Raw genomic sequence first — 12,674 nt, forward strand, 5'->3', positions numbered from 1 at the left:
CCCTCACGCCTTCGTCTACATCCCCCTCATCCTCGCCGATCGGCTCGTTGCGGGGAGAGACCTGAACGGGCCGGGCGTTGACGCTCGAATCCCTCAAATCTCTGTCTGCCCGGAGCATTTCGAAGGGCGCGAGCGCCTGTACGCCGTCCCACGGAGAGATTCTGGACATCACGCCGAGGGGAAGGCCGTCCACCAAGAAGGAGGCGAGGAAAGCGCGGTTGATGTCGGCTCCTATCTCCTTGGCGATTGAGCGCGCCGACGTCGACAGAAGAAGAACGCCGTCTTTGGCCGCCCAGTACAGGCTTTCGCCCGACCACGCCGGAACCAGGGCGATCACCTCCGTGCCGTCGAAGAGAACGGCGACGCCCGGACTGTCGGTGCGCACAAGCTCCTCCGCCGCCCGGCGAATGGTCGCACGGTGCGGCAGCCCGAGAACCGTCTCGCGCATAGACTCCGGGACGTCGAAACTGACGTCGGAACGGCTAAGCCGTTCGCGTCGGCGGCCGTCGGCGACCCACCACTCGAGATATGGCGAAAGCTGCACCGAGACGAGGCGGCGCTCGTCGGGTCGGAAAGTCTCCAGCAATGTCTGCATCGGTCTTCGCTCCTAGTTGAAACCTGGGTGTGAGCCAGAACGCTGGCCCACACCCAGGGATGTGCCGTTCAGGTGGGAATCAGAAGAACGTCGGCGTCCGGCGACGCGGCGCCCGGCCACAGCCTTCTCGCAGCCGAGCCTCCGCGGCGGACAGCTTTCACCGTCCAATCCCGCCTTGGCTGGGTTTCGCTGCGCTCAAGAGCGCGACGGACTCACCACCAGGGCACGGGGTACCAGCGACCGCCGCCGAAACCGCCGCCGAAGGCGTCGGCCCAGCCGAGGTAGTATCCACGAGTGGTGTCGGTGTAATCGGCGATCTCTTCGATCATGGGAGAAACGTACGTAGCCATTGAGGCCACCTCCTTTGTTTGTTGTTTGTGACTTAAGCCGTTCCACGTGTTTCGACGAACGATTCCTCTATTCGGCAGAACAATGTGACAACGGCTTCCATACCCGTCACGCCGCGGGCGCCACGACTGGCAGCAACGAGTTGGTCTTTCGGCCCCCGAATGGGAAACCAAGCCTGGGAAACGCGCTCCGCGTCTAGGGCGGCGAGCGTTTAGAGAAGAGTTGACAAGGTCAGAGTGGCAAGGGGAGATCGAAGAACAATGCATTTGACGACATGCACAAGGGTGTGCGCACCAGGTTGACGGAAAGAACGCCGCCAGAATAGAAACGTCCTAATAGAAGCCTCTGAGTAGAGAAAGCATCAGTCTCAGTCGTGATAGGTCTTCTATCTGGTTGTCGTCAAGTTTTGCCGGTCGCGATCGCCAACCGATCCACTTGAGAGGTGAAGGCTTGCGAAGCATCGATTCTCTTTTGCCGAATCGAGACTCAACCCGATGCTGTACCAGGGCACCGTCAGCTGTGTTCTTTAGTTGTATTTACTTCGCTTGGTTTGAAGACTACTAGCGGGTATCGATCGGCACAAGCGCGACCAAGGGTTTACTCACACCATTGACAAACACGTTTAGTCTCGCTATCGACACCTTCTTGCCCATAGCTTCCGATCAAATTCGAAGGCCAATGAGGCGCATGAAAAGAAGGAGAACCGCTGACTCTATCAGCGAGCATACGAACTGTGCCCAAGTTCCTTTCAAATGGCACGCACAATATCCGAGACGACGAATGTGAGTCGATATACTGTGAATACTTCAAAGCCCTTTATAAATGAATTTCATTCCTTGCTTTGCCAGTACAAAAATGCATATTTCCCATCTTTGGAAACGCAAGCCAAACGTCAAGATTTATCTTTTGCACCTGGAAGTTTTATATAGAGAAACTTTCGATTCTGTACAAAAGTCGCTTGAGAACGCAAAAGACAGTTCGAAACCTCCTGGACTTGGGCGTGGAAGAAACGGGCGACGTCGTCGCCCTCTGCTTTGGATCTAAGGCTTTCCCAGCAAACGAAGATGAAGGAAGCGCCCGTCGACGCCGCCGAACCTCGAAGACAGATGCGCATGTCGACGTCTACGGGCTCGTCGCCAACGAACGCGCGCCCATGGACGACGAAGGGCGAGACTGCCCGTTCGACACCGCCAACCGCAGCTCACAGATGCGCGCCTATGGAGTCGCCAACCGTTGCGCACCGAAGCTAGCCCACGGACGGGGACGGGCTGCAAACAGGCTTTCAAAAGGGGAACGGACCGACATGGAAGTCAAAGGCACGGGTCCTGGATGAGGAGAAGCGCTTTGCATGTTTATGGATGCACCACTCTTTATAGGTGCATCAGCCGCATACGCTGTGCGTCTGTGTTCAAACCGTGTCGGTGCTCAAGGGGGGAGTTGAACCCCCACGCCCTTTCGGGCACACGGACCTGAACCGTGCGCGTCTGCCTATTCCGCCACTTGAGCTTGGCCGCTTGCGCGGCGACCTACAGCATATAGGCCGCCGCCGGGTTTTCCAAGTCCGACGGCGATGATCCTTGGGACACTTCGCCCGTCGGCCTCGGACGCCTTCCGCCTACTCCCTTTCCGTCGGCTTCGCTTCTGCCTTCTTCGGCCTCAAAACGCCGAAACCAAGGATTGCGAGGGCAATGCCGAGAACCACAAGTCCGACGCCGGCAAAGAGAGTGATCGTTCCCACCGTCCACCAGCCGTAGGCGTTGAGGAGCATGCCGCGCACCGAGTTGCCCTCAAACAGGGTCTGGCGCAGGTCTTTGAGCTTCGCCTCCTGGTCCGCCGAGACCTTGCCGCGCGAAGACATGTACTGCCCGGAGACCTCCTCGAAGGTCTTGCCGCCGGAGGCCTCGAGCATGTGCTGGCGGATGTAATGGTCGGCAAAGGCCTTCGCTTGGGGGCCGGTTGTGAGCCTCTGTCCGATGTAGGGGCGAAGCTCCTCCTTCGACTCCTTGTCTTTGAGCGCTTCGATGCCGCCCTTGGAGGGCATGTCGATCCGCTCCTGGGCGAGTTGCTCCGAGACCGTCGAGTGGGCGATCTTGCCTCCGACGATCGCGGCTGCGCCCGCTGCGACCAGCACTGCCGCGAGGACCTTCGCGAGCGCAGAATAGATTGCCTTGGACATAGTTTCCTTTCACGATGGCGACGCCGGGTCGCCCCGGGTCTCGAACAGACGGGCGTCGAACAGATCCGGTGGGCCGGAGCCTGCATCTGCGCCGACCAATGCGAACGAGACCCCGTTGGCGGGCACTCCGACGTCGGACCGATTGGCCTTGAACATCTTATTTCATATTCAACTACCGTCGTGTTAAAAAGTGTCACATCCCACAATTCGTCGTCGGTCCACTGTTACGTTATCGGCTTACTCGGTGCCCCGAACGCGGCCAAGCGCCGCAAATCCAGTGTGTTCGCCGTCAAACCTTTGGGGAGAAGGCCCGTACGATGATGCCTTGCGGGGGATTTCGCCGTATCGTTAAGACTGATGTTGCGTTGATAGGAGGTGTCTTGTGGGCGCATTCGAAAAGTTCGAAAGGGGCGTGGAGAGCGCGGTGGCATCCGTCTTCTCCCGCGCCTTCCAGTCGGAGCTCAAACCGGTGGAGATCACGTCTGCAGTCAAGAAGGCGATGGATACGAACTCTGCCACGATGAGCCGCGACCGCATCATCAGTCCGAACGACTTCGTCATCCGGCTTTCGCCGAAAGACCGGGAGACGATGGCTCAATGGAGCGAGGACGCCCTGACCGAGGAGATCACCTTGGCGGTCACCTCCTACGCCACAGAGCAGGACTACACCCTCCTCGGCCCGGTTCGGATCGCATTCGACACAGACGAGACCCTCAAATCCGGCAGCCTTCAGGTCGAGGCCCTGATCAAACGAGGCGCGGTCGCGCCGGCGACCTCGTCGGTCCAATCGGGCCACCCGATCATCGCCATAGGCCCCGACCGCTATCTCCTGACCGGCGCAGTCACCGTGATCGGAAGAGGGTCCGAATGCGACATCACCGTCGACGACACAGGGATCTCCCGCCGTCATCTCGAGCTCAAGGCGACGCCCAACGGCGTCATCGCAACTGACCTCGGCTCCACGAACGGCAGCTTCGTCGAGGGCCACAAGATCACGGCCGCCACTCTTGTGGACGGCAACACGATCACGATCGGACGCACAAACATAATGTTCTGGAACTCACCGGGAACAGCATGAGCGCACTAGTCCTCACACTTCTTCGCCTGGGCTTCCTCGCCCTGCTGTGGATCTTTGTCTTCTCCGTAGTCTTCACGCTGCGCCGCGACGTCTACGGAACCCAGGTGCGCGATCGCCGCGCACTCGTCAAGGGACGGCGCGCCAAGGCTTCGAAGGCCGCGCAGCAGCCCCGGAAGCAGGCGTCGTCGGGCCGCGAGCCCCAGACGCCTGCGAAACAAGCCCCGGCAACCGTCTCCGCACTCACCGTGACCGCGGGGCCGCTGACCGGCACGTCGCTTCCGCTGGGAACCTCTCAGATCATCGTGGGACGCTCACCCGATTCCGCCCTCGTGCTCGACGATTCCTACTCATCCTCCAGGCACGCCCGCTTCTACCAAGAGGGCGGCCAATGGTGGGTGGAAGACCTCGATTCGACCAACGGCACATACATCGGAGGAAAGCGCATAACCACGCCCACGCCTGTGGGGCCGGGGGTTCCCGTCGTCATCGGGCGCACCACCATGGAGTTGCGTTAATGGGTATTCAGCTTCGATTCGCCGCGTTCTCCGACGTCGGCCTGGTTCGATCCAACAACCAGGACGCCGGATACGCCTCGCCCAATCTCCTTGTCCTCGCCGACGGGATGGGCGGAGCCGCCGCCGGGGACGTCGCCTCTTCCGTCGCCGTGGGGCATCTTGCCTCGCTCGACGACGACGTCTACGGCGCAGACGACCTCATTCCGCTTCTGCGCACGGCCGTCAACGAGGCGCACACAGACCTCGTCGACCGCGCCAAAGCGGACCCCGAGCTCGGCGGAATGGGCACGACATGCATCGCGCTCCTGCGTTCCAGCAACAAGCTCGGAATGGTCCACATCGGGGATTCTCGGGCTTACCTCTTGCGCGACGGCGTTCTCACGCAGGTCACGCATGACCACACCCTCGTCCAGTTCCTCGTCGACCACGGCCAGATCACGCCCGAAGAGGCGGAGAACCACCCGAAGCGCAACGTCATCATGCGAGCGCTCGGCGACACCCCCGGCGACGTCGAGATCGACGAGTCAATTCGGGAAGCCGTTCCAGGCGACCGCTGGCTGCTCTGCTCCGACGGACTGTTCGGCGTGGTGGCCCACGACACGATTGAGTCGACTTTGGCGGGCATGGACATCGTCCACGCCGGCGAACGCCTCATCGAGCTGGCGTTGGCGGGCGGAGCGCCCGACAATGTCACCGTGGTGCTTGCAGAGGTCGTCGACGACAAGAGCACCCACGAGGTGCCCCGCAGCCAGCATCCCATCGTCGTGGGTTCGGCCGCGGTCGACTACCGCAAGCCGACCCGCGGCGGCACGTCCGCAGCGGCCAAGGCCGCAGCATTGACCTCGAAGAGGGCCGTCAAAGACACGGCGGAAAACGAATCGGAGGCGTTGCCCGAAGAGCCGCCTCGTTCGCGCGCCGCCGCAAGGCTCGCCGTCGTCTTCGCCGTTCTGGCCATCGTGTTCGGGGGTCTGTTCGCGGCCTATCGCTGGACCCAGGGGCAGTACTACGTCGCGGTCGACGGCGGCAAGGTGACGATCTACCGGGGGATACCCGAATCCATCGGCCCGATCTCGTTCTCCTCGGTCTACGAGCGGACGAACATCCCGGTCTCGCAGCTTCCGTCGGTGGCCCGCGAACGGCTGTCCTCCCCGATCACCCGCAGCTCGCTGGGCGAAGCCCGCGCCGTGGTTTCCAATCTCAGGGCCCAGCGCAGCACTCCGAGCCCGTCTCCCTCGCCGAGTCCTTCTGCGACGACGCCAGCGCCCACCGCGCCCGGGCAGGAACAGCCTGGGCAACCTGGGCAGCCGGTTCAACCGGGTCAGTCGAACCAGCCGGCGCAACCCGGCCAGCCCCCTCAAACTTCCAATCCGACGCCGGGGGCCAATCCATGAGCGTCGTCACCCAAACTTCCCCACGAAGCGGACGCCTTCCGGAGGCGGTCCTCTTGGGCTTGGCCCTCTTCTCAGGGCTTTCTGCCTACTGCCTCGTCCATTTGGGCGTCGGAGAGTCGGGCCTCCCGCCCTCCTTCCCCCAGATCTTCCTGGTCACCGTCCTGACCACCGCGGGCGCGCACGTCGTCGTCCGACGCTTTGCGCCCTACGCGGATCCGGTTTTCTTCCCCGCCGCCCTCGCCCTCAACGGTCTGGGGCTCGCCATGATCTACCGGGTAGACATCGCCGAGGAGACCGACCACGCTTCGAACCAGCTCTTCCTGTCCTTCGTCGCCATTGCCCTCATGGTGGGCACGGTCATCGTTTTGCGCAACCATCGCACCTTGCGCCGTTTCACGTGGACCAGCCTCATCGCGGGCATTGTCCTCCTGCTGCTGCCGATGGTTCCGGGGCTCGGACGGACCATCAACGGCGCACGCATCTGGATCAACATCGGAATGTCCTTCCAGCCGGCTGAGCTGGCCAAGATCTGCTTCGCCGTGTTCTTCGCGGGATACCTCGTCACCGAACGCGACAACCTTTCGTTGGCGGGCCCGAAGTTTTTGGGCATTCGCTGGCCGAAAGCCCGCCATTTCATTCCGATACTCGCAGCCTGGGCAGCGTGCATGGCCGTCCTCGTGATGGAGAAGGACTTCGGAACCGCGATCCTCTTCTTCGGCTTGTTCGTCGGCATGCTGTACGTAGCGACCGAGCGGGTTTCCTGGATAGCCATCGGCGGCCTCCTCGCCGCCCTCGGCGTCGCCGTCATCGTCAGCCAGGTCTCCCACGTTCAGGCCCGTTTCACCGTGTGGCTGCACGCCTTGGATTCGGACGTCTACGACTCCGCCCACGGATCCTTCCAGCTCGTGCAGGGGCTTTTCGGCATGGCCTCGGGCGGATTGTTCGGCACCGGTCTGGGCCAGGGCTACCCCAACAAGGTTTACGCGGCCAGCTCCGACTTCATCATCGCCTCCTTCGCCGAGGAAATCGGTTTGATCGGGCTTTTGGCGCTTCTTTGCATCTACCTCATCATCGTCGTCCGCGGCCTGCGCACCGCGGTCGTCCTCCGCGACGGCTTCGGCAAGCTTCTGGTGACGGGCATTGCTTTCACCGTGGCCATCCAGTGCTTCGTCGTCGTGGGAGGCGTCACCCGTCTCATCCCGCTCACGGGACTCGCGATGCCTTTCCTTGCACACGGAGGCTCGGCGCTCATGACGAACTGGATCATCATCGGCCTGCTTCTGCGCATATCCGACTCGGCCAGGCGCCCGGCCACCGCCGACCCGCTTCCCTCGGACGATTTCCTCAAGACCATACCCGAACTGGAGAAAGACAGTTCCTCGAATAAGAACGACGCCCTTGAGACGCAGGTGGTGAAACTGTGAATCGCCCAATCCGCAGAATGGCCTCTCTTGTCTTCGCCATGTTCTTGGCGCTCATGACCATGGCCACTTACGTGCAGTACGTCCAGGCGCCGAAGCTGAACTCTGACGCACGCAATGCCCGGACCCTCTACCGAGAGTACGGAACCGAACGCGGCCCGATCATCGTCGACGGCGAATCCATCGTGGTCTCGACCGCCGTCGACGATCCGTATAAGTATCAACGCGAGTACAAGGCGGGAAGCGCCTACGCCCACATCACGGGCTACTTTTCAACCGCCCACAATTCGATGACGGGAATCGAGCGGGCAGAAAACGGAGTGCTCGGCGGGTCCGACTCGGCATTGACCACCCAGCGGATCCAAGAGATGATATCGGGCTCGCACCGCAAGGGCGGCGCAGTTTCCCTCACACTCAACCCCGCGGCGCAAAAGGCCGCCGCCGAGGCCCTTGGAAACCAACGCGGCGCCGTCGTCGCCATCAATCCGAAGACCGGTGCGATCCTCGCCCAGGTATCGACGCCCTCCTACGACCCCAACCAGCTGGCGACCCACGACTCGAAGGCAGCAAGGGCGGCTTACAGCCAGCTGAGCACAGACAAAACACGCCCGCTCGTCAACCGCGCCATCGGAGGCGACCAGTACGCCCCCGGCTCGACGTTCAAGATGCTCACGGCCACGGCGATGCTCGAGAACTCGGACCTCACGCCCGATTCGATCGTCGACGCGCCCGACACCTGGACCCCTCCGGGGACGACCCACAAGATCGACAACCCCGGCGAGCGCTCCTGCGGGGACGGGTCCGGGCGCGTCTCCCTGCGCCAGGCCTTCATCCAGTCGTGCAACACTCCTTTCGCAATGGGAGGCGTCAACGTAGGCGGGGAGAAGATGATGGCACAAGCCAAGAAGTTCGGCTTCGGGACGACGTTTGAGACGCCACAGAAAGTCAGCTCCTCGCGGTTCCCGGAGCCCTCCGGAAAATCCGCATTGGCAATGGACAGCATCGGCCAGCAGGACATCCGGGTCACTCCGATGCAGATGGCCCTCATCGGCGCGGGGATCGCCAACGACGGCGTCGTCATGGAGCCGCACATCGTCAAGCAGACCCTCACCTCGGACCTCGACGTCATTTCGAACACCAAACCGAAGGAATTCGGGCGTGCGATGTCGAAGACGACGGCGAAGCACATGCAGGAGATGATGGTCGCCGACGTCGAATCGGGAACGGGCCACCGAGCCGCGATCTCGGGCGTGAAGGTCGCCGGAAAGACCGGCACCGCTGAGATCAACGCCTCGACGCCGCCGCACGTGTGGTTCGTGAGCTTCGCGCCCGCCGACGATCCGAAGATCGCCGTCGCCGTGGTGGTCGAGAACTCGGGAAACGCCGGATGGAACGGCGACGGCGGCTCGGTGGCCGCGCCCATCGCACGAAAAGTCATACAAGCGTACTTGGGGTCCTCATGATGACGGCGTCCCCAATCCACAATCACTGCGAGAGAAAGGTGACGGCGTGACTGACATCCCCCGCATCTTGGGCAGCCGCTATGAGATCGGCGATCTCATCGGACGCGGAGGCATGGCCCAGGTCCACCTGGGCTACGACACCCGGTTGTCACGAACGGTTGCCATCAAAATCCTGCGCACGGACCTGGCTGCGGACCCTCTGTTCCTTGCGCGCTTCAGGCGCGAGGCCCAATCCGCCGCCGCGCTCAACCATCCGTCGATCGTGGCCGTCTACGACACCGGCGAATCCCCGGTCACAACGGCCACCGGGCACGAGATCTCGCTGCCCTACATCGTCATGGAGTACGTCAAGGGACGCACCGTCGCCTCCCTTCTGACAACCGGGGAGCCCGTTCCGATCGCGGAAGCGGTGCAAGTGGTCACGGGCGTCCTTTCGGCGCTCGAATACTCGCACCACGAAGGCATCATCCACAGGGACATCAAGCCCGGCAATGTGATGCTCACACCGGACGGCAAAGTCAAGGTCATGGATTTCGGCATCGCGCGAGCCATCGCCGACTCCGCGGCCACGATGACCCAGACGAACTCTGTTGTGGGAACCGCGCAATACCTGTCGCCAGAGCAGGCTCGCGGCGAGGTCGTCGACGCCCGGTCCGATCTCTATTCGACCGGCTGCCTTCTCTACGAGCTTCTGACCGGGAAGCCTCCCTTCACCGGAGATTCGGCGGTGGCTGTGGCTTACCAGCACGTCTCCGAAGCGCCCAAGCCGGCCTCGGAGATGTTCCCCGACATCCCGGACACGATCGACCGGGTCGTCATGAAGTCCCTGGCCAAGAATCGCGATGAGCGCTACCAGAACGCCGCGGAGTTCAGGAGCGACCTTCTTTCGGCGGCCCGCGGCGAGGGAGTCAACGCCCCCGCCGTCACGGCGGCCATGAAGACCGTGCCAATGCCGGTGAATCCGCCGACCCCCGCCACTCAGGCGACGACGGCGCTTCCGCGGACTTCGACCTCGGCCCCCGTCATTTCCTCGGGGCAAACGGGCGTTCAACCGGCCGTAGGCTCAGGTGGGACGAACAACAGCAGGCGAAACCGCCAGATGATGTGGATCGCCGGAGTCCTTCTCGCCATGGCCGCTGTCATCGGACTCTACGCGCTGTTTTCGGGCGACAGCCCCGACCCGAAGCCAACGAACACGGCATCCGCCGACAGCACCGACAAGGTGACCGTTCCCAAGCTCACCGGCATGACCGAAAAGCAGGCCAAGAAGGCGCTTGAGGAGGAAGGGCTCGTTTTCGTCAAGGGCAGCGACCAGGCTTCTGACACGGTCAAGGCCGGCCAGTTCGTCAGCTCGTCGCCTTCCCCCGGATCGACGGTGAGCAAGGGGGAGAAGATCACCGTCCACTTCTCGTCCGGCAACTCCGAGATCACCGTCCCCGACGTGACCGGAATAAGCCTCGACCAGGCGAAGAGGAAGCTTGACAGAGCCGGCTTGAAGGTGGGTAAGATCACCAATTCGAGTGGCAACTCAGCCACAAGCGGCACCGTCGTTTCGACGTCGCCCGAAGCGGGCGAGTCCGTCGAAGAGGGGTCGACCGTGGACATCAAGGTCTCCGGCGGCGGCGACTCGGACATTCCCAACGTTTCGAATCTTTCGGCCGAAGAGGCGCAGAAGAAGCTCGAAAACGCGGGATACAAGGTGAACGTGACCTACGTTCCGGTCTATTCCGAGGCCGAAGACGGGAAGGTCATCGGCAGAAAGACCGACGGCGCGGGCAACGTCACTCTTCAAGTCGGCAAGTACACGACGAACATCCAACAGCCGACGGAGAGCCCCACTCACAACAACCCGACGACGCCGGCGCCGACGCAGAGCCCCACTCACAACAACCCGACGACGCCGCCCCCAACTGATGTGCCGACGGTCGCGCCCACGGCGACGGGCGGCTAAAAGCCTCCCTCCCGCTCCTCCTGCGCGGCAAGCGCCGGCGAGCGGGAGGCGAGCTGCGAAAGCGGCTCGTGCCGTGCCGGGGCTGGATAGGCGGGTCGGCTCACGCACGCCGGGCCGAAGTCGGGCCGAAACGCTGGTCGGGCCGGCACACACGGGCTGTGAATGAAGGCGGGGCCGAACCAAACTGGTTCGGCCCCGCCTTCATTGTTCAAGCGCGCGCCGTCACCGCATCGATTTCGGTGCCGAGAAGCTCCCGCTAGAAAGTGAGTCTGCGCGGGCCCGTTCAACAGCCCTGGGAGGCCCGCTCCTCGAATCGTATAAGGGGCGCCTTGCCGTGCGCCGCTTCGAGAGCCTCGGGCTGGCCGCACGCCGCCAGCCAGTTGGCAAGCATCCGATGCCCGCCCTGGGTCAGCACCGATTCGGGGTGAAACTGCACGCCCCATAGGGGAAGTTCGGAGTGCTCGACGCCCATGACGATCCCATCGTCGGTGCGGGCGGTGATGACAAGCTCCCTGACCGTGTCCGGCTCGGCCGCCAGCGAATGGTACCTTCCGACCGTAAGCGGCGAGGGAAGCCCCTCGAAGAGCCCTCTGCCGTTGTGGCGGATGACGGACGTCTTCCCGTGCACCAGCGTCGGCGCATGCGAGACGACCCCGCCGAAGACTTCGGCCAGCGCCTGATGCCCGAGGCACACGCCCAGCATGGGGGTCTTGGTCTGCGCACATTGCTCGACGGCGGCGACGGTCGCCCCGGCCTTGGCCGGGGTTCCCGGGCCGGGCGAGGCAAGCACGCCGTCGTAGGAGGAGATGGAAGCCAGATCCACGACGTCGTTGCGGACCACCGTGGCGCTCGCGCCCAGCAGGCGGAGATAGTCGACGAGCGTGTAGACGAAGCTGTCGTAGTTGTCGATGACCAGAAGCTTCGCCATCAGCCCACCGTGTTGTCGAAGGCGGGGAAGGTGTCGGCAACCCAGGGATAGACCCAGGTGAACAGAACCGCGACCGCAGCGAACAGAAGGGCGAGAGCCTCGAAGAACCGCAGCCATGCGGGCCCGGGCAGGTGGCGCCAGATCCATGAGTACACGTCGGTTTCCTCTCTACTTCATTTCCGCTGGTATTCCGTCGCTTCGCGCGACCCAGTGGTCGTACTTCGCGTGGATGATCCATCGCTTGTCGGAGACGAAAGGCGGATGGCAGGTGGTGATGGTCATGAGTCGTTCCGTGGGTTTTGTCTCAGGTTGTTTTGGAACGGGCGCCACGACGTCGACGTCGTTGGGCGAAACCACATACGAAGAGTTGACGTAGTAGACGAAGTAGGCGTCTTTCGTGCCTACGATGATGGGGTCGCCGGCCTTGAGCTTGTCGACGTTGCGCATCGGCGCGCCGTAAGTCTGCCGGTGGGCGGCCAAGGAGTAGTTGCCGACCTCTCCCACGTACGCGGTGTCCTTGTAATGGCCGAAGGCGCCCTTGTCGAGAACCTGGCTGAGCGACGTCCCGTACTCTATGGAGTGCTCGTAGTCTTTGCCGAACTTCGGGATGTACATGATCCCCTCGACGTCGCCGATCCCGGTGACGTGCTCGACCGCCGGCGGCGGGTCGGTGCGGGCCCTGCCGATCTTCGTCTCGTTCTGGCTGCCCCATTGGCCTTTGACGCGCGCAATCTGCTCTTCCTGTTCCTGGCCGGCGATGATGTCGGTCCACCAGACCTGCCAGACGATGACCAGGCCGATCACCACG

The 12,674-nt window shown here is 62.8% G+C and carries 11 protein-coding genes, 1 tRNA gene and 1 pseudogene; 6 read left to right on the forward strand and 7 right to left on the reverse strand.

What is annotated here, in order from left to right; all coding sequences use genetic code 11:
* The 4 genes and pseudogenes from ACO48X_RS04360 to ACO48X_RS04375 form a co-directional block, all read right to left on the reverse strand.
* A pseudogene (locus ACO48X_RS04360) lies at positions 1-595 on the reverse strand (asparagine synthase-related protein); the annotation flags it as partial.
* Positions 596-807: 212 nt separating this feature from the next.
* Complete coding sequence (locus ACO48X_RS04365; RefSeq protein ID WP_485000909.1) at positions 808-945, reverse strand: hypothetical protein; 138 nt, start codon at positions 943-945, stop codon at positions 808-810.
* A 1,420-nt stretch (positions 946-2,365) separates the two neighbouring features.
* A tRNA-Leu gene (locus ACO48X_RS04370) sits at positions 2,366-2,449 on the reverse strand.
* A gap of 109 nt (positions 2,450-2,558) precedes the next feature.
* A complete protein-coding gene (locus tag ACO48X_RS04375) occupies positions 2,559-3,119 on the reverse strand; it encodes a hypothetical protein (RefSeq protein WP_485000910.1) in 561 nt (186 codons plus the stop codon).
* Positions 3,120-3,501: 382 nt separating this feature from the next.
* Here ACO48X_RS04375 and ACO48X_RS04380 point away from each other — a divergent pair, with 382 nt between their 5' ends.
* The 6 genes from ACO48X_RS04380 to pknB are packed head-to-tail and all read left to right on the forward strand — an operon-like array spanning position 3,502 to position 10,938.
* On the forward strand, positions 3,502-4,197 hold the full coding sequence (locus ACO48X_RS04380) for an FHA domain-containing protein (protein ID WP_485000911.1): 696 nt from the start codon (positions 3,502-3,504) through the stop codon (positions 4,195-4,197).
* Entirely contained in the window at positions 4,194-4,712 is a 519-nt protein-coding gene (locus tag ACO48X_RS04385; RefSeq protein WP_485000912.1) for an FHA domain-containing protein FhaB/FipA, read from the forward strand. The genes ACO48X_RS04380 and ACO48X_RS04385 overlap by 4 nt, the downstream gene beginning before the upstream one ends.
* Positions 4,712-6,103, forward strand: coding sequence for a PP2C family protein-serine/threonine phosphatase (locus tag ACO48X_RS04390; protein WP_485000913.1), 1,392 nt, complete (start codon positions 4,712-4,714; stop codon positions 6,101-6,103). Before ACO48X_RS04385 ends, ACO48X_RS04390 begins: the two co-directional genes overlap by 1 nt.
* Positions 6,100-7,527 carry an FtsW/RodA/SpoVE family cell cycle protein gene (locus tag ACO48X_RS04395; protein ID WP_485000914.1) on the forward strand — a complete coding sequence of 476 codons (1,428 nt, stop codon included), beginning with the start codon at positions 6,100-6,102 and terminating at the stop codon, positions 7,525-7,527. Before ACO48X_RS04390 ends, ACO48X_RS04395 begins: the two co-directional genes overlap by 4 nt.
* A gap of 17 nt (positions 7,528-7,544) precedes the next feature.
* Positions 7,545-8,987: a peptidoglycan D,D-transpeptidase FtsI family protein gene (locus ACO48X_RS04400; protein ID WP_485000916.1), complete on the forward strand. Its 1,443-nt coding sequence runs from the start codon at positions 7,545-7,547 to the stop codon at positions 8,985-8,987.
* A gap of 46 nt (positions 8,988-9,033) precedes the next feature.
* Positions 9,034-10,938 (forward strand): Stk1 family PASTA domain-containing Ser/Thr kinase, encoded by a 1,905-nt coding sequence (pknB, locus tag ACO48X_RS04405; protein ID WP_485000917.1) that lies wholly within the window; start codon positions 9,034-9,036, stop codon positions 10,936-10,938.
* A gap of 283 nt (positions 10,939-11,221) precedes the next feature.
* Here the strand turns inward: pknB and ACO48X_RS04410 are convergent, their stop codons facing one another.
* From ACO48X_RS04410 to ACO48X_RS04420, 3 genes are all read right to left on the reverse strand, one after another.
* On the reverse strand, positions 11,222-11,866 hold the full coding sequence (locus tag ACO48X_RS04410) for an anthranilate synthase component II (protein ID WP_485000918.1): 645 nt from the start codon (positions 11,864-11,866) through the stop codon (positions 11,222-11,224).
* Positions 11,866-12,021 carry a hypothetical protein gene (locus tag ACO48X_RS04415; protein WP_040322492.1) on the reverse strand — a complete coding sequence of 52 codons (156 nt, stop codon included), beginning with the start codon at positions 12,019-12,021 and terminating at the stop codon, positions 11,866-11,868. The genes ACO48X_RS04410 and ACO48X_RS04415 overlap by 1 nt, the downstream gene beginning before the upstream one ends.
* A gap of 13 nt (positions 12,022-12,034) precedes the next feature.
* Positions 12,035-12,674 (reverse strand): class E sortase (locus ACO48X_RS04420; RefSeq protein WP_485000919.1); only part of this gene is annotated, 640 nt, incomplete at its 5' end.

The organism is Peptidiphaga sp. (assembly GCF_057238965.1).